Source organism: Falsirhodobacter halotolerans (assembly GCF_022899245.1).
GTDB lineage: Bacteria > Pseudomonadota > Alphaproteobacteria > Rhodobacterales > Rhodobacteraceae > Falsirhodobacter > Falsirhodobacter halotolerans.
In genome coordinates this window covers 2,300,849-2,318,759 of the sequence record NZ_JALJAZ010000001.1, presented here as the reverse complement: position 1 = coordinate 2,318,759, position 17,911 = coordinate 2,300,849, and the positions used below count along the sequence as shown (strand labels likewise).

The following is a 17,911-nucleotide window of genomic DNA, read 5'->3' as shown; positions in this document are numbered from 1 at the left end:
GCGGCGCGGACATCCCGCAGGGTAAAAGGCCCGATCTTTCCGCCGGATACCGGCACTGACCACGGAATGTGGCAAGGGGATAACAACATGTCTTCGATTCTGACCAACACCAGCGCCATGGTCGCCCTGCAGACGATGAAAAGCATCAACTCCGGGCTGAACCAGGTGCAAAGCGAAATCTCCACCGGCAAATCGGTGGCGAACGCCAAGGACAACGCCGCCGTCTGGGCCATCTCGAAAACGATGGAATCGGACGTGTCGAGCTTTGAATCCATCTCGGACAGCCTCTCGCTGGGTCAATCCACGGTGGCTGTGGCACGGACGGCGGCGGAAACCGTCACCAACCTGCTGACCGAGATGAAGACGAAAATCGTCGCCGCACAAGGCGAGAACGTCGATCGCGGCAAGATGCAAACCGACATCTCCGCGTTGAAGGAACAGATCCAGTCGGTCGTGGGGGCCGCGCAGTTCAATGGTCTGAACCTGGTTCAGGGCGGGGGCGGGATGAACGTCCTGTCGTCGCTGGATCGGGGGGCGAACGGGGTTTCGGCCACCTCCATCGCGGTGGGCAGCGCCGATCTTCGCACCGGCGGTTACACGCCGGCGGCGGCCTTTACGGGATCGGACGGGGCCAGCGCCGGGGCGGACGTGTTCGGGTTCACCATGGATGCGGGCGCGACCGGCACGGTGGCCATCGACGCGGCCGTTCTGAATGCCGGGGATTCGCTGAACCTGACCATCGGGGGCAAGCCGGTCTCCTATACCGTGACCCAGGCCGACAAGGATTCGACCTCGGCCGCCGATGTCATCGCCAATGGCGTGAAGAAGGCGATCGAGGCGGCGGGGCTGAACGTCTCTGTGGATTACGACAGCGCCAATGCGGGCGAACTGGTTCTGACCAATGACGGCGCGGGGGATATTGCCGTGTCGGGTCAGTTCCGCAACGCCGGCAGCGGCGGTCTGAGCGCGATGACGGGGATCGACGTGTCCACCGACGCGGCCGGAGCACTGGCCGCGATCGAAGGGCTGATCACCACGGCAACCGACGCGGCCGCGTCCTTTGGTTCGGCCGAAAAGCGGTTGTCGATGCAGGGGGATTTCGTGTCGAAACTGACCGATGCCATGAAGACCGGTATCGGATCCATGGTCGATGCGAACATGGAGGAGGCTTCGGCCCGCCTTCAGGCCCTGCAGGTGCAGCAGCAGCTGGGTGTGCAATCGCTGTCGATTGCCAACCAGTCGCCGCAAAGCATCCTGTCGCTGTTCCGTTAAGATGGATCGGGGCGGGCGTGATGCCCGCCCCGTTCTGATTCCACCACCAATCGGGAGAATCCGGATTGACCGCCCTTTACCCCCACCGCGACGGATATGGCCAGAATCTGGCCGCCACCCGCAGCCCGCGCGCCATCGAATACGATGTGTTCGCCCGTGTCACCCGCGCCCTGGCCGATACGGACCGCGACGCGGCGTTCCCCACCTATGCCGCGGCGCTGCATGACAACCTGAAACTCTGGACCGCCCTGGCCGCCGATCTGGCGCTGGAGGGCAATCCGCTGCCCGCCGATCTGAAGGCGCGTCTGTTCTATCTGTATGAATTCACCGCCCAGCACACCCCCAAGGCCCTGCGCAAGGAGGTGGGGGTCGCGGTACTGGTCGATCTGAACACCGCCGTCATGCGCGGATTGCGGGGCGAGGGATGAGCGGTCTGGTGCTGAAGCTGGGTCCGCATGAACGGGTCCTGATCAACGGCGTGGTGATCGAGAACGGGGACCGGCGCACCAAGCTGTCGATTTGCACGCCCAACGCCAACATCCTGCGCCTGCGCGACGCCATCCACCCTGATGAGGCGACAACCCCCGTGCGCCGCGTCTGCTATATCGCGCAACTGGTCCTGGCGGGGGAGGCGGATGCCGATCAGGGCCGCCGCCAGCTTCTCAGCGGGATCGAACAGCTGAGCCAGGCGCTGACCGATGCCGACAGCCGGGACCTTCTGACCCAAGCCACGTCGGCGATCATGCAGGACCAGACCTATCTGGCGTTGAAGGCCCTGCGCAGCCTGATGCCGCGCGAAGACCGCCTTCTGGCATCATGAGCTTTTCGCCCATCATCCCCATGTCCGGCTATGGCGGATGGGCGTTCCTGCAACGCACCATGGATCAGCAGCGCACGACCTTCGATCAGGGGGCCGCGCTGCAGCGAGATGAGGCGTATTTTCGCGACAAGATCGGCTCCATCAGGTCCGCCGCGGAACTGGTGGGGGATCACCGGTTGATGAAGGTCGCTTTGGGGGCCTTCGGGCTGGACAACGATCTGCCCAACAAGTTCTTCATCCGCAAGGTGCTGGAGGATGGAACGCTCGACCCCAAGGCGTTGGCGAACCGCCTGTCGGACAAGAATTATCTTGAGATGTCGAAAGCCTTCGGTTTCGGCGACTTTTCCACCCCCCGCACCGTGCTGTCCGATTTCGCCGATCAGATCCTGACGAAATACCGCGAACGCCAGTTCGAGGTGGCGGTGGGCACCCAGAACAACGACATGCGGCTGGCCCTGTCGGCGCAGCGCGAATTGCCCAAGATCGCCGCCAGCGGCAGCACGGATGCGCAATGGTTCCGGGTTCTGGGCTCGGCGCCCTTGCGGCAGGTGTTCCAGACAGCCTTCGGTCTGCCAACCTCGTTCGGGGCGATCGATCTGGACCAGCAGTTGGGGGTGATGAAGTCCAAGGCCAAGCAGATGTTCGGCACCGATCAACTTGCCAAGATCGCGGCCCCGGACCAGATGGACAAGCTCATCCGCCGGTATCTGGTCATGTCGGATACGGCGACCGCGCCGACCGGGCCCGCCTCGGCCGCGCTGCAGATCCTGCAGCGCGGGGGGGCGGCGAATATTCTGTCGCTTCTACGTTAGGCAGGCTCCCAACTGCTGGAACGCCTCCTCCGGCGATGAAGACGGCTCGGCCAGAAAGGCGTCCAGGGCCGGCCAGACGCGGATCGCGGCATCCACCTGCGGGTCCGATCCCGGCGCATAAAGCCCCGCCTGCACCATCATCTCCGCCCGGTCCCAGCTTCCCAACAGGTGCCGCGCACGGGCGATCAGCGCGTTTTCCGCCCCCGTCGCCGCTGCAGGCAAACTGCGCGAGACCGAGCGCAGCACATCCACCGCCGGAAACCGCCCCCGTTCGGCGATGCGCCGGTCCATCACTACATGCCCGTCGATCGTGCCGCGCAGGATGTCGGCCACCGGTTCCTCCATATCCGACCCCGCGACCAGCACGGAAAAAATCGCGGTGATGTCGCCCTGTCCCTCTGCCCCCGGTCCCGCCCGTTCGGCCAAGCCCATGATCGCGTGCGCGGTGGAGGGGGGATAGCCGCGCAAGGAGGCCGCTTCGCCCCCCGCGACGGCCACCTCGCGATGCGCTTCGGCAAAGCGGGTGATCGAGTCGGCCAGCAGCAGGACGTGCTGCCCCTGATCGCGGAAATGTTCGGCCACGGTCATCGCGGTCAGCGCGCAGCGCCGCCGCATCATCGGGGATTGGTCCGAGGTCGCGGCCACCACGACGGCGCGCGCCATTCCGGCGGGGCCCATCACATGCTCCACAAACTCCCGCACCTCGCGCCCGCGTTCCCCGATCAGGGCGATGACCACGACATCCGCCGCGATCCCGCGCGCGAAATTGGCCAACAGGGTCGATTTGCCCACGCCGGACCCCGCGAACAGGCCGATTCGCTGCCCCCGCACCAAGGGCAGGATCGTGTCGAACACCGCCATGCCGGTCGGGATGCGCGCGCCCATGGCGCGGCGTTCGGCAGGGGCGGGGGGGCTGGCGCGCACGGCCCGCGTCACCGCGCCGCGAAACAGGGGGCGCCCGTCCATCGGCTGGCCCAGCGGATCGACCACCCGCCCCATCCACGCATTGTCCGGGGCCAGTGTGGCCGGCCCCAGATGCTCCACCGCGTCGCCAAGGGCGAGGCCGTCGGTCGCATCGTCGCACATCACGGTAAGGGCGTGATCGTCGATGGCCAACACCTCCGCCCCCCGGCCTGCGACGGTCACCCGGTCGCCCAAAAGGGCGGTGCCGGACAGGCCCGTGACCCGCACCGTGCCCGCCCCAAGGGCGGACACGCGCCCCAGGGGGCGAATGCGGGGGATGTCCTTCAAAGTGGCCAGCAGCGGATCGAACAGCATCGTGGGTCTCCGGTTCACGCTTACGGTTTCTAAAGGAATCACCCTTAAGCCTTGGTGAAAGTGATCGAGGGAGAAGCCCCGATGTTCGAACGAATCGAACTCGCCAGAATGGCGCAGGCCTTGGCGTCCCATGCGGGGGCGCGGTTGGGCCTTGTGTCGCAGAACATCGCCAATGCCGACACGCCCGGCTTCAAGGCGCGCGACCTGTCGGGGTTCGATCAGGTCTGGCGCGGCGCGGACCGGATCGCGGCCACGCGTCCGGGCCATATGGAGCCGCACAGCCTGACCCAGCCGCATCTGGTGCCCACCAGCGCCCTGTCGGACCCCAACGGCAACACCGTGTCCTTGGAGTCCGAGATGGTGAAGGCGGCGCAGATCCGGCAGGACCATGACATGGCGCTGTCGGTCTATCGCGCCACGTCCGACATCCTGCGCACAAGTCTGGGCAGAAGATGAGCGATCTTTTCAGCAGCCTCGCCATCTCCGCCACGGGCATGACCGCGCAATCGCAGCGCCTGCGCCATGTGTCCGAGAATATCGCCAATGCCGACACCCCCGGCTATCACCGCAAGACGGTCAGCTTTGCCGAGGCGGTGGACGGCGGCGTGACGCCCGAACGGGTCCGTCTGGACCGGAGCGAGCTGACGCGCATCTATGACCCCGCCCATCCCATGGCCGATGCGTCCGGGCATTACGATGGCTCCAACGTCGATCTGGTGATCGAGGTGGCCGACGCGCGCGAGGCGCAGCGCAGTTACGAGGCCAACCTGCGCCTGTTCGATCAGGCGCGGCAGATGACCCAAAGTCTTTTCGAACTCCTTCGCAGGTAAATCCCTTATGGAAATTTCAGCCTCCCTTGCCGCGCAGAGCTATGCCCGCGCGCGCCCCGTAACCGAACCTGCGCCGAACGGGTTCACCCGCGCCGCGACCGATTTCGCCCAGACCCTGGCCGAAGGGGAGCGCACCGCCGCCGCCGCCATGACCGGCGGCGCGGACCCCCATGCGCTGGTGCAGGCGCTGGCCTCATCCCAGACGGCGGTGGAGACGGCGGTGACCGTGCGCGACAAGGTGGTGGAGGCGTATCAGGAAATCCTGCGGATGCCCGTCTGATGGGCCGCGTCTGATGCTGGGCGAAAGCGTCATCTTCGACCTGTTGCGACAGGCGCTGTGGATCTCGGTCCAGATCTCCGCCCCGCTTCTGGCGGTGGCGCTGGTGGCGGGGGTGGTCATCGGGCTGTTCCAGGCCCTGACCTCGGTGCAGGAGATGACGCTGACCTTCGTGCCCAAGGTGGCCGCGATGCTGGCCGTGTTCTGGGTCTCCATGAGCTTCATGACATCGACGCTGGTGTCGTTTTTCGTCAACGGGGTGCTGCCCCGGATTGCGGGGCAATGACATGGACGCCACCGGATACACGACCCTGACGCGGCAATCGGGCCTGATGCGCGAGATGCAGTCGGTCGCCAACAACATCGCCAACGTCTCCACCACCGGGTTCCGGCGTGAGGGCGTGGTCTTCTCCGAACATGTCAAACGGCTGGAGGGCGCGCCCTCCATCTCGATGGCCACCGCCACCGCGCGGCAGGTGGATCTGTCGCAGGGCACCCTGTCGGGCACGGGCGGGGCCTTCGATTTCGCCATTCAGGGCGAAGGGTTCTTCGCTGTCCAGACCCCGCAGGGCGATCGGCTGACCCGCGCGGGCAGCTTCACGCCCTCGGCCGAAGGGCTTCTGGTCAACATGGACGGCCATCCGCTGCTGGACGACGGCGGCGCGCCGATCTTCGTGCCGCCCGACATCGGCCCGGTATCGGTGGGGCAGGACGGCACCATGTCGGCGGGCGGCGTGCCCTTGGCCCGCATCGGCGTGTGGCAGCCGGTCGATCCGATGGCGCTGCGGCATGAAGGCGGGACGGTGTTCAACGGCGGAGAGATCGAGCCCGTGGACACGGCGGTCGTGCTTCAGGGCCAGTTGGAGGATTCCAATGTCAGCCCCGTGCAGGAGATCGCCCGCATGATCGAGGTGCAGCGCGCCTATGAACTGGGACAGAGCTTTCTGGACCGCGAGGACGACCGGATGCGCACCCTTGTGCAGACCTTGGGCAAATAAAGGAGAGCGGTGATGAAAGCGTTGCAGATCGCGGCCACTGGCATGGCGGCACAGCAGATGCGGGTGGATGTGGTGTCCCACAACCTCGCCAACATGTCGACCACCGGCTACAACGCGCGGCGCGCCGATTTCGCGGATCTGCATTACCAGCAGCTGACCCGCCCCGGCACCATCGCGGCCGAGGATGGGACGATGCTGCCCACGGGCGTGCAACTGGGTCTGGGCGTGCGCCCGGCCTCGGTGTCGGTCGTGCTGGCGCAAGGGTCGCTGGCGATGACCGGCGGCGATCTGGACGTGGCGATCGAGGGGGCGGGCTATCTTGAGGTGACACTGCCCGACGGCACGGCGGGCTACACCCGCGACGGTGCGTTGAAGCGGTCGGCCGAAGGGTTGATCGTGACGGCGGACGGGCATGAGGTGGCACCGGGCATCGTCATTCCCGACGAGACGCGCAGCCTGTCGATCAACGCCAGCGGCGAGGTCTATGCCTATTTCTCCGACCAGGTGCAGCCGCAGCTTCTGGGGCAGATGAATCTGGTCGGTTTCACGAATGCCAAGGGGCTGGAGGCCATCGGCTCGAACCTCTTGCGGGAAACCGAAGCCTCCGGCCCGCCTTTGGCCGCGACACCGGGGCAGGACGGGCTGGGGACGTTGCGGCAGGGGTATCTGGAGGAAAGCTCTGTCGATGCGGTGCGCGAGGTGACCGAACTGATCAAGGCGCAGCGGGCGTATGAGCTGAATTCCAAGGTCATCACCGCCGCCGACCAGATGCTGTCGGCCACGGTGCAGACGCGATGATCCGGCTTGCCCTGATCCTTGCCCTGCTGCCACTGGCCGGCTGGGCCGACACGGTGGTCGCCACCCGAACCATCCGCGCCGAACAGGTCATCACCCCCGCCGACGTGGCGCTGGTGGCGGGCGAGGTGCCCGGCGCGCTGGACCATCCCGATCTGGCGGTGGGGATGGAGGCGCGGGTCACGCTCTATGCCAACCGTCCCGTGCAGGCCGCCGATCTGGGCGCGCCTGCCATCGTGCTGCGCAATCAGGTCGTGCCCCTGGCCTATCACAGCGGCGCGCTGGCCATCCGCACCGAAGGCCGGGCCCTGGGCCGCGGCGGGGTGGGCGATGTGATCCGCGTCATGAATCTCACGTCCCGGACGATGGTCACGGGGCGCATCTCGGCGGATGGGCAGGTGCTCGTCGGCCCGCAATCGTAAAGGATCGCCATGCGCGTTGCCCTTCTTGGACTGATCGCCCTTACCGCCCTTGGCGCCTGCACCCGCATGTCGCAGGTGGGCAAGGCCCCGGGCTTCACGGGGTTGGAGACGTCGTCGCAATTCAATTCGCTTTATTCCACGCCGCTGCCGGATTCGGCGGCGCAGACGACACCCGCCGTGCAATCGTCCTTGTGGACGGGCAGCCGGACGGCCTTGCTGAGCGATCGCCGCGCGGAACGGCGCGGTGACATCCTGACCGTGGTGATCGAGATCAACGACAGTGCGGAGATGAAGAACACCTCCGGGCGGTCGCGCGCGGGCACGGATTCCATGCGCATTCCGCAGCTGATCGGCTTGCCGCAGCGGCTGGACGGCAAGATTTCGGGCGATGCGTCGTTGGCCAATGCCGTGAACACCTCCTCCACCCACAATTACGAAGGTGACGGATCGACCAAACGGCAGGAGAAGCTGGAGCTGCGCGTGGCGGCCACCGTGATCGAGGAGCTGCCGAACGGCGTCCTGCGGATCGAGGGGCAGCAGGAGGTGCGGGTGAATTACGAACTGCGCGAATTGATGGTCACGGGCTATGTCCGCCCCGCCGACATCTCGCGTCAGAACGAGGTCACCTATGACAAGATCGCGGGCGCGCGGGTGGCGTATGGCGGGCGGGGGCAGATCACCGATGTGCAGCAGCCGCGCTATGGCCAGCAGATCGCCGATATCGTCCTGCCGTTCTGATGGGAAAGCTGCTTCCGATCCTGTTGGTGCTGGTGATTGCCGGGGGTGCGACCGCCGCCGGCCTGTTCCTGCGCCCCGCGCCGGTGGAGGCGGAGGATACCCCCCCGCCCGTCACCGCGCATGATTACGTCAAGATGAGCAACCAGTTCGTGGTCCCGGTGGTCGAAGGCGGGCGCGTGGCGGCGATGGTGATCCTGTCGCTGTCGCTGGAAACCACGGTCGGCGCATCGGCCGAGGTCTATGCCAAGGAGCCGAAACTGCGCGACGGGTTCCTTCAGGTCCTGTTCGATCACGCCAACACCGGCGGGTTCCGCGGCAGCTTCACCGATGCCGCGAACCTTGTGACCTTGCGTCGCTCGCTGACCGAAACAGGGCAGCGGGTTCTGGGGCCGATCCTGACCGATGTCCTGATCGTGGACATCATGCGGCAGGACAGCTAGCGTCCCGCCAGTTTTCCCAGCACCTGCGCCCGCCCGAAGGCGGCGCGGGCCTGGTCCTGCGCCTCCAGCCAATCCGCCGTCTGCTGGGCCAGCGTCGCGTTGATCGCGGCGCGTTGCCCGTCGGCCCAGGCCTGATACCGCAACGCCACCTGTGCCGACAGGACGGGATCGTCGTTCGGCCCCGGCGCCACCTGCAACGCCCGCAGATGCGCAAGGCTGTCTTCGCGCGCGCGGGCGGCCCGCGTCACATCAGCGATGCGGGCATCCAGGATCATCTGCGACAGGGCCTGCAAGCGTGCGATCTGCGTCATCGTTTCGCCTTTTTGCGCAAGGTGTCGGCAAAGCGGATGGCGGCGGCCACCGCGCGGTAATGGTCGGGATGGATCTGGGCCCCGATCTCCACCGAGGCGTGCAGGGTCCGGGCGGTGGGGGGATCGGAATGGATCGGCACGCCCGCCTCGGCCGCCGCCTTGCGGATGCGGGCGGCAATCTCGTCCACGCCCTTGGCCACGCAGACCGGCGCGCCGCCCGCCGCCCGATCCCAAGCCAGCGCCACCGCGTAATGGGTGGGGTTCACGATCACCACATCCGCCTTGGGCACATCGGCCAGCATTCGGTTCATCGCGATGGCCATGCCCCGCTGGCGGCGCTGGTGTTTCATGTGCGGATCGCCCTCGCTGGCCTTGTGTTCGTCCAGCACATCCTGCCGCGACATGCGGTTGCGGCGGGTGTGGGACAGCCGCTGCCAGCCGTAATCGGCCCCGCCGATCATCAGGGACAGGCCCAGCACGATGGCCAGAAAGACCACGACCAGCCGAAGGATCACCGCGATCCCCACACCGGGGTCGAGATAGAGCGTCGCCAGAAGCTCGGTCGCGCGGCCCATCAGGAACCAGACGAGGATCGTGCCGATCAGCATCATCTTAATGAAGCTTTTCCCAAATTCGAACATGCCGTCCGGTCCGAATTTCTGTTTGGCGTTCGACAGGGGGGATATGCGGCTGCTCTTGAGCTTCAGCTTGGAGGGCACGGGCCGAAGGCCCCGTTGCAGCGCCAGCGCCGCGAGCGCGCCCAGCAAGGGCAGGGCGAAGAAGGGCCACAGCGCCACCAGCATCTGCCGCAGGATGCCCGCCAACGGGGCCGAAGCGCTGTCCATCATCAGGCGCGACAGGGCGGGGGCCTGATCGATCAGCACCATCGCCGCATCGCCCGCCCCGCGCATCGCCCCCGGCCCCGCGACCAGCGCCGCCAGCACGAACCCCCCGCAGGCCGCCGCCCAGGTCAGGTCGGGCGATTTCGGGATGTCCCCCTCCTCGCGCGCCTTGCGCAGGCGCTCGGGGGTGGGGTCATGGGGTTTGTCGGCCCCCTCGCTCATGGTGCGCCCGCGAAGGGGTCGGCCAGCCAATCGTGCAGCGCGCCCAGCCACAGCGACAACGCCAAGGGGGCGACCACCGCCAGCATCGCAAGCCCGCCAAGCGTCAGCGCGGGCGCGCCGATCATCGACACCATCAATTGCGGCATCGCCTTGTTGATGACCCCAAGCGCCACGTTATAGATCAGCGAGGCCGCCACGAAGGGCGCGGCCAGCGAAAATGCCAGCCGGAAGGCCTGCGCCACCTGCGCAACGCCCCATTCGGCCATCACGCCGGGCGACATGACCGCCCCCGGCGGCAGCGCGTCGTAAGACAGGATCAGCGCCTCCACCACCCGCAGATGCAGGCCCGCGCTCATCGCCAGCGCGATGCCGCCCCAAGTCAGCAGGTGGCCGATGGCGGGCTGCGGTTCGCCCGCGCCCCCCAGAATCTGCGACAGGGACGACGCCTGCGCCGCGATCGCCCCCGCCGTCTGCAGGACCACGATGAACAGACGCAGCCCGAGACCCAGGACCAACCCGGCCACCACCTCCCCCCCATATCCGGCCAATCCCAGGTCGGGCAGCGTCACCACCGGGGCCACCACGGCCGTCAGGGCCAGTGCCAGAACCAACCGCACGCGCGCGGGCACAACCTGTTCGCCGAACCCCGGCAGCAGGGCCATCAGCGCGCCGACCCGGAGGAAGACGGCGAACCCCTGCCGCCACAGATCGGCGGCAAGGCCCGTGGCCTCCGACAGGGCGGCGAACAGATCCGTCACGCGGACACCACGCCCACCATGGACGGGCGCGCGTCAAGGCCGATCTCCTCATAGGACAGGACCGGCGCGCCCAACCCCTTCGCCGCCACCACGGTCCGCAGGAACCGGCGGCGGGGGGCGGAGGTGACGATGGCGGGATAGGTGCCGGTGGCGGCGGCCTTGTTCAACCCCTCGGCCAGTCCGGCGGCCAGACGGTTGAACGTATCGGGCGGCAGGGCCACGTCGCGCGCGCCGTCCAGCGTGTGGCGGGCAAAGGTCTGTTCCCATTCCTGCGCCAGCTGGATCAGGGGGATGGTGCCGTCGGGGCGCTTCAGTTCGGCCACCATCTGAAAGCCGAGTCGCTGGCGCACATGGTCGCACACCGCCTCCGGCGCGCCCAAGGACCGCGCTTCGGCCACCGCCTCAAGGATCAGGGGCAGGTTGCGGATCGAGACCTTTTCCTCCAGCAGCAGGCGCAGGACCGACAAAAGCAGGTCCACCGGCACCTTTTCCGGCACCAGTTCATCCAGCAGACGGCGATTGGCCGCGGCGCGGACGGGGTCGGACAGATTGACGAACTCGTCCAGCAGACGGCGCAGTCCCTTCAGCGTCAGAAGGCGGCCAAGGCTGGTCTTCAGCACTTCCAGAAGGTGCGTCGCCAACACTTCGGACGGGGACACGACGGTCAGGCCCGCCATCGCCGCCTCTTCCTGTCGGTCGCGGGGGATCCAGCGGGCGGGGGCGGCATAGACCGGCTCGCGCACATCCTCGCCCACGGGGCCGCCCTCGCCGTCGCCCAGCAACATCAGCACACGGTCCGCGCGCAGCCGGTCCCGCGCGCGTTCTACCCCGTGAAGGCGGATGCGGTAGGTGCCGGGGGGCAGGGCGGCTTCGTCCGTCAGCCGAATCTCGGGCAGGATCAGGCCGAAGGCGGTGGCGATATAGGTGCGCATGTTGGTGATGCGCGCATCAAGTCCGGTGGCGGGGTCCAGCACCATGGCCACCAGATCGGGGGCGAATTCGATGTGGATGTCGTCGAAATCCAGAATGTCGCCCAAGGGACGGGGCGGGGGCGGGCCGTCAAGGGGCGTCGCCGCCTCCGGCACCTTGGCCCGCCTGGCCCCGAACCACGCCGCCGCCGCCAGCCCTGCCGCGCCCAGGATGAAGGGCAGGAACGGCATCCCCGGCACGATCGCGAACAGCGCCATCAGCGCAGCCACCGTGCCAAGCGCCGCCGGATAGCGGCCCAGCTGTTCAAAGAACGCGACATCCGCCGCGCCTTTGCCGCCCCCCCGCGTCAGCAGAAGGGCCGAGGCGATGGAGATCAGCACCGCCGGAATCTGCCCCACCAGCGCATCGCCCACCGTCAGGATGGAATAGGTGCGGAACGCCGCCCCCACCGCCATGTCATGCATCGCGATGCCCACGACCAGCCCGACGATCAGGTTCAGCGCGGTGATCAGCAGGCCTGCGATCGCATCGCCCTTGACGAATTTCGACACGCCGTCCAGCGCGCCGAAGAAGTTCGTTTCGGCCAGTTCCGTTTCGCGCCGCGCCTTCGCCTCGGCATGGTCGATGGCGCCCGCCGACATGTCGGCGTCGATGGCCAGCTGCTTGCCCGGCATCCCGTCCAGGGCGAAGCGCGCCCCCACCTCGGCCATGCGGCCCGCGCCCTTGGTGATCACGACGAAATTCACGATCATCAGCACGCAGAAGATCACGATCCCCAAAAGCAGATTGCCGCCCATGATGAAGTTGGCAAAACCTTCGATCACATGGCCGGCCGCGTCGGTGCCGGTATGCCCTTCCCCGATGATCAGTTTGGTCGAGCTGACATTCAGCGCCAGCCGCAGCATCAGAGAGGCCAGCAAGATCGTCGGAAAGGCCGAGAAATCCAGCGGGCGTTCGATGAACAGCACCACCGTCAGCATCAGGATCGCCAGCGCGAAGGACAGCGCGAGCCCCACATCCAGCATCCATGCGGGCACCGGCAGGATCATCATCACCACGACGGCGGTCAGCGCCAGCGCCAGCAACACGGTGGGGTGATAGAGGTTGCGGATCTGCATGGTCATGGGCCGAACAGCTTTCGCCCCCCGCTCAGCGGGACGAGGGAGCCCGACGCCCCCTGTCCCCCACGCAGCAGCGGGAAATTGTTTTCGCGGTGCACCGCCACCTGCGTCGGCGCGGGCATGTCCGCCATCCCGCCGCGCAACTGCGCGAACCGCGCGCTGTAGCGTTGGGCGAATTCCGGCGTGAACGAGTGATAGGCCCCCGCCGCCGCCGTCCAGTCGCCGGTGGTGGCAAACTGTTCCCGCAGATACCGCGCGGCATAGCGCGCGTTGGTCACCGGGTCGAACATGGCCGCCAGATCGCGAAACGCATCGCCGTGCCAGCGGTGGTTCAATTGAAAGCACCCCACATCGAAGTTCCGCGCCCCTTGCCGCAGGGAGGATTCGGCGAAGGCCAATGCTTGTTCGCGGGTGTCGAACCATTGCCCTTCGCCCGCGCGGTTCACCGCCCAGGCCCAAGGGCGCAGCGCCCCGTCCTGTCGGCGGCCCGTTTCGGTCAGGGTCAGGGCGCGCATCACGTCAAAGGGCACCCCTTCTTCCCGCGCCGCGATCTGGGCCGCCTGTTCGCACATGGCGGCGGGATCGGTGGCGGCCATCGCCATGGATGGCAGAAGAAAGGCAAGACACAGCCGCAGAAACATGGGTTTCACCCGAATGGCGCGGCTTCTGCCGCTTTGATCCAGCCTTAGGTCCGCAACCTTACCAATGCGTTAGCGGGGCTTCAAAAGCGCCTCTAACTGGGCGCGCGCATCCCCGGATTGGCCGACAAGCGCGCGGGATTGCACCAGCGGACCCGCCTCGGGCAGGGGAAGCGGGGCCGCGTCGGGGGGCAGGATGGTCGGGGGCGAAAGCTGCGCCTCGGCCCCGCGGCGGATGGCGTCGGCCTCCGCCCCCTCCAGCCCGGCCGCAAGAACCAGCGCGCGGCGGGCGTCGCGGCGGGTCAGGTGCGCGCGGGCGGCGGCCAGACGCTCCACCTCGGGGGCGCGGTCCAGATCCACGTCGCGCGGCAGCCAGGCCAGCGCCGGATCGGGCAGGCCAAGGTCGGTCAGCCGGGCGGCGAGGGCCAGGCGAATCGTCTGCGGCACGCGCGGCATCGCGGCCTCGGGCGGCAGCACGGCATGGGTCAGCACCGCGTCATCCCCTCCGGTTTGCGCCAGCCAGTCCCACAGCGCGGGTTGCGCCGCCGGGTCCTCGCGTTCCGCCCGGAACGCCGCGTCGAAATCGCCGGTGGAGGCGAGGCCGAGAATCACCAGACGCCGCAGCGCCGCCGTGTCCTCCCCCCCGCGCCGTTCGCGCAGCAGGGCCTGAAGTCCGATCAACGTCGCATCGTCCAGCCGCGCGCCCGACGCGATCTGCCGATCGGCCAACGCCACCAAAGCGTCGTCCGCGCCGGGGCCGCCTTCCTCCAGGATGCGTTTCAGGTCGGCCTCCCCCCCCTCGGCCATGCGGGCGGCCATCAGACGGGTGGCGGGATCGGGATCGGGCGTGGCGCGCAGCACCGCATCCTGCACGATACGGGCCGACGCGTCATCGTTGCGGGCCGCGAACCGCGCGACCAGCGTGGGCGCCAAGGCGACCCGCAGATGCTGGGGCAGGGCCACGAAGGCCTGCAGCGCGGCTTGGGTGTTTTCGTCCTGCGCGGGGGTGGGCAGCGCCAGAATCCCCCACAGGGCCGCCGGCCCGTCGCAGGAGGCGATCCGCGTGGGATAGGCCGCATCCACGGGCCGGTCGTCCAACACCCGCGCGATCAGATCGTAGGCGGTGCGCTCATCGCGCAGGTTGTAGATATCCGCCAGTTGCGCCGCCTCGGCCCCGAAACCCACATGCAGGTAATAGCGGACGGCGCGTTGCACGGCGGCGGGATCGGGTCGGTCGAACTCCCCCTCCAGCCCCGCACGCCCCTGCGCCAGCGTTTCGGACACGGGCCCCGGCAGGCCCCAATCGGCCAGCGCGAACCGGTCCGCAGCGGGGCAGGCGGTGCCGTCGGAGGTCAGCGGAATGGCGGGATCGGCGACGAAGCCCGGCTCCTCGGCGATCCGTATCTGGGCGGGAAGCGGGGCGGGGGGTGCGGGGGGCAACGTCTCCACCATGTCCACCACGCCGCGCGCGGCCCCTTCGGCCAGTTGGCGCAGGATCGCCTCGCGGAACGGATCGAGGGCGGGGGTCATGGGCGGGGCCACCTCCGCCCGCGGCAGGGCCGTCCAATCATACCCGGCGCGGGGGCGGAGGGCCGGCAACGCATCCGCAGGCGCGGGGGACGGGGGCATGGCGGCGGGCGGAGGGTCGGCCGGGGCAGGGGGGGGGGCAGGGTCAACGGGCTTAGGATCGGGCGGCGCAGGATCGGCGGGCGCGGGGTCCGCTGCCGCCATCACCAGCGGTTGCTCGAACCGCGAATCGGCGGGGGCCGCGCCGGTTTTCACATCGATGACCACCGTCCCGCGTTTCGTCTCGAACGCGACGGCGTGGCAGGGGGTGCAGGCGGGGGTCACGGTCAGAAGGCCGTCCGCCATCGCCACCGCGCCGATACGGCCACGCCCGATCGCACGGAACACTCGGCTCAGGTTCATCTCCACCGGCGTGTCGAGCCGAAGGGCATAGCCCCCCTCCACCCGCCCGAACTGCCAAGCCTGCGGTGTGGGCAGGTCCATCGCCAGACGGGCGAACCCCGGATGGTCGCCCGACCGCACGGTCACGGTCTGGGACAAGGCGGGCAGGGCGGAGGCCGTGCCCAGAAGAAAGAACGCCAGCGCAAGCCGCATCACGCCGCCTCCTTCAATCCGCGCAGCGCGGTGTCCAGATCGTTGAAGCCGGGCCGCAGGTGGTGCGGGGTGTTCTGCCGCCCCACCTCGATGCAGATATTGGCGGGGTGGGCGTGCAGATTGGCCACCAGAACCTCGCGGATCAGGCCGTAGAAATGGCTGTCCTCCTCCGCCAGCGCCTTCAGGCGCACGGCAAAGGGTCCGACGAAACCATAGGCGAGGAACACGCCCAGAAAGGTGCCGACCAGCGCGCCGCCGATCATGCCGCCCAAAATCTCGGGGGGCTGGTCGATGCTGCTCATGGTCTTGATCACGCCCAGAACGGCGGCGACGATTCCAAGGGCGGGCAGCGCGTCGGCCATGGCCTGCAATGCGTGGCTGCTGGCTTGGGCGTGATGGGCGTTCGCCTCCATCCGCTTGTCCAGAACCTCCTCCACCTGATGGGGGTCGTCATAGTTCATGGAGGCCGCGCGCAAGGTGTCGCAGATCAGGTCCACCGTCTCGTGATCCTTCTGGATCTTGGGATATTTGCCGAACAGGGACGAGGCGGCGGGGTTTTCGATATGCTCCTCCAGCGCGATGGGGTTGGCCCGGGCCACCCGCACCAGTTCGAACAAGAGGCACAGAAGATCGCGGTAATCGTCGGTCTTCCACGCCGCGCCCTTGAACACGCGCTTCACGTCGCGCAGCGTGGCCTTCACCGTTGCGCCGTCGTTGCTGATCAGGAACGCCCCGACCGCCGCCCCCGCGATCATCGCCATTTCATAAGGCAGGGCGTGCAGGATGATCCCCATCTTGCCCCCCGCCACGGTGTAGCCGCCGAAGACCATGACGAAGATCACGGCGATTCCGATAAATCCCAGCATGGCTTACTCCGTCGGCACAAGGGCGTTGCGACCCGCCAGCAGCAGGCTGACGGCATAGGCGTTGGGCGCGGGCATCCCCGACAGGACCGCCGCCGCGGCGTCAGGGCGCATCCGGCCCAGAAATCCGGCGGCGAATTCGGTGTCCATCGTGGTGAACAGCCCCGCCGCGTCCTTGGGCTTCATCGCTTCATAGACCGCCGTCAGCCGCTCGATGTCCTTTTCCGCCGCGCCATCGGCGATGGACAAGGTTTCGGCCAGTGCCGCCTCGGCGGCCTGCAACTGCGCCATCCGGTCGTCGATTAGGCGATTTGCGGTGTCGAGCGCGGCCAGGCGTTCGGCCACGGCGGTTTCCTGCGTCGCGACTTGCGCCTCGCGCAGGCGCAGCGCCTCGGCCAAGGCGGCGGGCGGTTCGGGGCAGATCAGCGGCACGGTGCCGGGCAGGGTTTCGGCCGGGTCGGGCGCGCGGGCCAGCGCCTCGCCGATGCCGCCGCCCAGCTTCACCGCCCCGGCCGAGGCCATCATCAGCGCGATCGCCACAAGCGCGTTGGTTTTCCGGGCCATCATGCCGCCTTGTCGGTTGTGGGAAGATCGTGGAGCGAGGCCATCAGAAGTTCCAGCCGCAGGGCCGCCGCCTCGGCCCGCGCCACGCGGGTCTCCAGCTCATCCGCCGATGCGCCGGCGGTGGTGCGCGCGCGGTCCAGCGCGCGGGTCATGTCGTCCACCTGCGCCGACAAGACGGCGATGGCCCCGCCCAACCCGTTCTCCAGCCCCGCAAAGGCCTTCAGACGGCGTCCCAGAATGTGGCAGTAGAAGGCCGCCCCCAAGGCACCGGCGCCAAGAAAGATGTCCGCGATCATGTCCATGTCGGCCCCCGTCAGTTCATCACGAATTCGGTGACGAGCAGGTCGCGCACGCGCCCTTCGCCCGTCACGATCTGCACCCGGCGCAGCATCTGCGCGCGCAGGCGCACCAGTTGCGCGGGGTTGTCGAGGTCCGACACCGACACCGCGCGCAGATATCCGTTCAGCACATCGAGGATGCGGGGGGCGAGCTTGGCCACCTCGGCCTGATGTTCGGGGGCGACCTCAAGCTGGGCGGCGAATCGCAGATGCTGGCGGTCGTTCATGTCGCCCAGCGAGATGATCAGCGCATCCAGCGGCACGAAGGCGATGGGGGCTTGCGGCGCCGCATGTCCCGAGGGCAGGGCGACCATGCCGGTATAGGTGGCCCAGAACCCCGCGCCCCCCAGCCCCAGTGCCACCACCCCCGCGATGATAAGTGGCAAGCGCGAGCTTTTGCCACGTGCTTCCGGTTGAACCGCCATGTCCGCCATCGTCGTTCCCCGCTTTCTGCGTCGGAACCCCGTATAAGGAACATTCCACTAACCGATTGTTAAGGGCGAATGGGCGATGACGGCGAT

Annotated in this window: 24 protein-coding genes; 13 read left to right on the top strand and 11 right to left on the bottom strand. The window is 67.9% G+C overall.

The window, feature by feature from the left end:
- The first annotated feature begins 87 nt into the window (after nt 1–87).
- From MU449_RS12100 to MU449_RS12085, 4 genes are all read left to right on the top strand, one after another.
- Nucleotides 88–1,272, top strand: a complete 1,185-nt coding sequence (locus MU449_RS12100) for a flagellin (protein ID WP_244738424.1) — start codon at nt 88–90, stop codon at nt 1,270–1,272.
- 65 nt (nt 1,273–1,337) lie between these two features.
- A complete protein-coding gene (gene flaF / locus MU449_RS12095; protein WP_244738423.1) occupies nt 1,338–1,700 on the top strand; it encodes a flagellar biosynthesis regulator FlaF in 363 nt (120 codons plus the stop codon).
- Nucleotides 1,697–2,092 (top strand): flagellar biosynthesis repressor FlbT, encoded by a 396-nt coding sequence (gene flbT, locus MU449_RS12090; RefSeq protein ID WP_244738421.1) that lies wholly within the window; start codon nt 1,697–1,699, stop codon nt 2,090–2,092. The genes flaF and flbT overlap by 4 nt, the downstream gene beginning before the upstream one ends.
- Nucleotides 2,089–2,904 carry a DUF1217 domain-containing protein gene (locus MU449_RS12085; protein ID WP_244738420.1) on the top strand — a complete coding sequence of 272 codons (816 nt, stop codon included), beginning with the start codon at nt 2,089–2,091 and terminating at the stop codon, nt 2,902–2,904. Before flbT ends, MU449_RS12085 begins: the two co-directional genes overlap by 4 nt.
- Here MU449_RS12085 and MU449_RS12080 read toward each other — a convergent pair.
- Nucleotides 2,896–4,182, bottom strand: a complete 1,287-nt coding sequence (locus MU449_RS12080; protein ID WP_244738419.1) for a FliI/YscN family ATPase — start codon at nt 4,180–4,182, stop codon at nt 2,896–2,898. The genes MU449_RS12085 and MU449_RS12080 overlap by 9 nt on opposite strands.
- Nucleotides 4,183–4,263: 81 nt before the next feature.
- On the opposite strand from MU449_RS12080, the gene MU449_RS12075 reads away from it, so the two are divergent.
- The 9 genes from MU449_RS12075 to MU449_RS12035 are packed head-to-tail and all read left to right on the top strand — an operon-like array spanning nt 4,264 to nt 8,682.
- On the top strand, nt 4,264–4,638 hold the full coding sequence (locus tag MU449_RS12075) for a FlgB family protein (RefSeq protein WP_244738418.1): 375 nt from the start codon (nt 4,264–4,266) through the stop codon (nt 4,636–4,638).
- The gene (gene flgC / locus MU449_RS12070) at nt 4,635–5,012 is read left to right on the top strand and encodes a flagellar basal body rod protein FlgC (protein ID WP_244738417.1); all 378 of its coding nucleotides are present in this window, start codon (nt 4,635–4,637) and stop codon (nt 5,010–5,012) included. Before MU449_RS12075 ends, flgC begins: the two co-directional genes overlap by 4 nt.
- Before the next feature lie 7 nt (nt 5,013–5,019).
- The gene (gene fliE, locus MU449_RS12065; protein WP_244738416.1) at nt 5,020–5,292 is read left to right on the top strand and encodes a flagellar hook-basal body complex protein FliE; all 273 of its coding nucleotides are present in this window, start codon (nt 5,020–5,022) and stop codon (nt 5,290–5,292) included.
- Between the two features lie 13 nt (nt 5,293–5,305).
- The gene (locus tag MU449_RS12060) at nt 5,306–5,575 is read left to right on the top strand and encodes a flagellar biosynthetic protein FliQ (protein WP_425310462.1); all 270 of its coding nucleotides are present in this window, start codon (nt 5,306–5,308) and stop codon (nt 5,573–5,575) included.
- A gap of 1 nt (nt 5,576) precedes the next feature.
- Nucleotides 5,577–6,287 (top strand): flagellar hook-basal body complex protein, encoded by a 711-nt coding sequence (locus MU449_RS12055; RefSeq protein ID WP_244738414.1) that lies wholly within the window; start codon nt 5,577–5,579, stop codon nt 6,285–6,287.
- Nucleotides 6,288–6,299: 12 nt separating this feature from the next.
- Nucleotides 6,300–7,085: a flagellar basal-body rod protein FlgG gene (gene flgG / locus MU449_RS12050; protein WP_244738412.1), complete on the top strand. Its 786-nt coding sequence runs from the start codon at nt 6,300–6,302 to the stop codon at nt 7,083–7,085.
- Nucleotides 7,085–7,504: a flagellar basal body P-ring formation chaperone FlgA gene (gene flgA / locus MU449_RS12045; protein WP_425310608.1), complete on the top strand. Its 420-nt coding sequence runs from the start codon at nt 7,085–7,087 to the stop codon at nt 7,502–7,504. Before flgG ends, flgA begins: the two co-directional genes overlap by 1 nt.
- Nucleotides 7,505–7,513: 9 nt before the next feature.
- On the top strand, nt 7,514–8,242 hold the full coding sequence (gene flgH, locus MU449_RS12040) for a flagellar basal body L-ring protein FlgH (protein ID WP_244738408.1): 729 nt from the start codon (nt 7,514–7,516) through the stop codon (nt 8,240–8,242).
- Nucleotides 8,239–8,682, top strand: a complete 444-nt coding sequence (locus MU449_RS12035; RefSeq protein WP_244739064.1) for a flagellar basal body-associated FliL family protein — start codon at nt 8,239–8,241, stop codon at nt 8,680–8,682. The genes flgH and MU449_RS12035 overlap by 4 nt, the downstream gene beginning before the upstream one ends.
- Here MU449_RS12035 and MU449_RS12030 read toward each other — a convergent pair.
- From MU449_RS12030 to MU449_RS11985, 10 genes are all read right to left on the bottom strand, one after another.
- Entirely contained in the window at nt 8,679–8,993 is a 315-nt protein-coding gene (locus MU449_RS12030; protein WP_244738406.1) for a hypothetical protein, read from the bottom strand. The genes MU449_RS12035 and MU449_RS12030 overlap by 4 nt on opposite strands.
- Nucleotides 8,990–10,057, bottom strand: coding sequence for an EscU/YscU/HrcU family type III secretion system export apparatus switch protein (locus tag MU449_RS12025; protein WP_244738404.1), 1,068 nt, complete (start codon nt 10,055–10,057; stop codon nt 8,990–8,992). The genes MU449_RS12030 and MU449_RS12025 overlap by 4 nt, the downstream gene beginning before the upstream one ends.
- Nucleotides 10,054–10,815, bottom strand: a complete 762-nt coding sequence (locus tag MU449_RS12020) for a flagellar biosynthetic protein FliR (protein WP_244738402.1) — start codon at nt 10,813–10,815, stop codon at nt 10,054–10,056. The genes MU449_RS12025 and MU449_RS12020 overlap by 4 nt, the downstream gene beginning before the upstream one ends.
- Complete coding sequence (locus tag MU449_RS12015) at nt 10,812–12,869, bottom strand: flagellar biosynthesis protein FlhA (RefSeq protein WP_244738400.1); 2,058 nt, start codon at nt 12,867–12,869, stop codon at nt 10,812–10,814. The genes MU449_RS12020 and MU449_RS12015 overlap by 4 nt, the downstream gene beginning before the upstream one ends.
- The gene (locus MU449_RS12010) at nt 12,866–13,507 is read right to left on the bottom strand and encodes a transglycosylase SLT domain-containing protein (RefSeq protein ID WP_244738398.1); all 642 of its coding nucleotides are present in this window, start codon (nt 13,505–13,507) and stop codon (nt 12,866–12,868) included. Before MU449_RS12010 ends, MU449_RS12015 begins: the two co-directional genes overlap by 4 nt.
- Nucleotides 13,508–13,576: 69 nt before the next feature.
- Nucleotides 13,577–15,628 carry a hypothetical protein gene (locus MU449_RS12005; protein ID WP_244738397.1) on the bottom strand — a complete coding sequence of 684 codons (2,052 nt, stop codon included), beginning with the start codon at nt 15,626–15,628 and terminating at the stop codon, nt 13,577–13,579.
- Nucleotides 15,625–16,491 carry a flagellar motor stator protein MotA gene (motA, locus tag MU449_RS12000; RefSeq protein WP_244738395.1) on the bottom strand — a complete coding sequence of 289 codons (867 nt, stop codon included), beginning with the start codon at nt 16,489–16,491 and terminating at the stop codon, nt 15,625–15,627. Before motA ends, MU449_RS12005 begins: the two co-directional genes overlap by 4 nt.
- Nucleotides 16,492–16,494: 3 nt before the next feature.
- Nucleotides 16,495–17,055: a MotE family protein gene (locus MU449_RS11995; protein ID WP_244738393.1), complete on the bottom strand. Its 561-nt coding sequence runs from the start codon at nt 17,053–17,055 to the stop codon at nt 16,495–16,497.
- A complete protein-coding gene (locus MU449_RS11990) occupies nt 17,052–17,354 on the bottom strand; it encodes a DUF6468 domain-containing protein (RefSeq protein ID WP_244738391.1) in 303 nt (100 codons plus the stop codon). Before MU449_RS11990 ends, MU449_RS11995 begins: the two co-directional genes overlap by 4 nt.
- Nucleotides 17,355–17,365: 11 nt before the next feature.
- Nucleotides 17,366–17,824, bottom strand: coding sequence for a flagellar basal body-associated FliL family protein (locus tag MU449_RS11985; RefSeq protein ID WP_244738389.1), 459 nt, complete (start codon nt 17,822–17,824; stop codon nt 17,366–17,368).
- Between the last annotated feature and the right edge of the window lie 87 nt (nt 17,825–17,911).

Coding starts and splice junctions, on each gene's coding strand:
- MU449_RS12100 (WP_244738424.1), top strand. CDS start 88: ATGTCTTCGATTCTGACCAACACCAGCGCCATGGTCGCCCTGCAGACG.
- flbT (WP_244738421.1), top strand. CDS start 1,697: ATGAGCGGTCTGGTGCTGAAGCTGGGTCCGCATGAACGGGTCCTGATC.
- MU449_RS12085 (WP_244738420.1), top strand. CDS start 2,089: ATGAGCTTTTCGCCCATCATCCCCATGTCCGGCTATGGCGGATGGGCG.
- MU449_RS12080 (WP_244738419.1), bottom strand. CDS start 4,182: ATGCTGTTCGATCCGCTGCTGGCCACTTTGAAGGACATCCCCCGCATT.
- MU449_RS12075 (WP_244738418.1), top strand. CDS start 4,264: ATGTTCGAACGAATCGAACTCGCCAGAATGGCGCAGGCCTTGGCGTCC.
- flgC (WP_244738417.1), top strand. CDS start 4,635: ATGAGCGATCTTTTCAGCAGCCTCGCCATCTCCGCCACGGGCATGACC.
- fliE (WP_244738416.1), top strand. CDS start 5,020: ATGGAAATTTCAGCCTCCCTTGCCGCGCAGAGCTATGCCCGCGCGCGC.
- MU449_RS12060 (WP_425310462.1), top strand. CDS start 5,306: ATGCTGGGCGAAAGCGTCATCTTCGACCTGTTGCGACAGGCGCTGTGG.
- MU449_RS12055 (WP_244738414.1), top strand. CDS start 5,577: ATGGACGCCACCGGATACACGACCCTGACGCGGCAATCGGGCCTGATG.
- flgG (WP_244738412.1), top strand. CDS start 6,300: ATGAAAGCGTTGCAGATCGCGGCCACTGGCATGGCGGCACAGCAGATG.
- flgH (WP_244738408.1), top strand. CDS start 7,514: ATGCGCGTTGCCCTTCTTGGACTGATCGCCCTTACCGCCCTTGGCGCC.
- MU449_RS12030 (WP_244738406.1), bottom strand. CDS start 8,993: ATGACGCAGATCGCACGCTTGCAGGCCCTGTCGCAGATGATCCTGGAT.
- MU449_RS12025 (WP_244738404.1), bottom strand. CDS start 10,057: ATGAGCGAGGGGGCCGACAAACCCCATGACCCCACCCCCGAGCGCCTG.
- MU449_RS12015 (WP_244738400.1), bottom strand. CDS start 12,869: ATGACCATGCAGATCCGCAACCTCTATCACCCCACCGTGTTGCTGGCG.
- MU449_RS12010 (WP_244738398.1), bottom strand. CDS start 13,507: ATGTTTCTGCGGCTGTGTCTTGCCTTTCTTCTGCCATCCATGGCGATG.
- motA (WP_244738395.1), bottom strand. CDS start 16,491: ATGCTGGGATTTATCGGAATCGCCGTGATCTTCGTCATGGTCTTCGGC.
- MU449_RS11995 (WP_244738393.1), bottom strand. CDS start 17,055: ATGATGGCCCGGAAAACCAACGCGCTTGTGGCGATCGCGCTGATGATG.
- MU449_RS11990 (WP_244738391.1), bottom strand. CDS start 17,354: ATGGACATGATCGCGGACATCTTTCTTGGCGCCGGTGCCTTGGGGGCG.
- MU449_RS11985 (WP_244738389.1), bottom strand. CDS start 17,824: ATGGCGGACATGGCGGTTCAACCGGAAGCACGTGGCAAAAGCTCGCGC.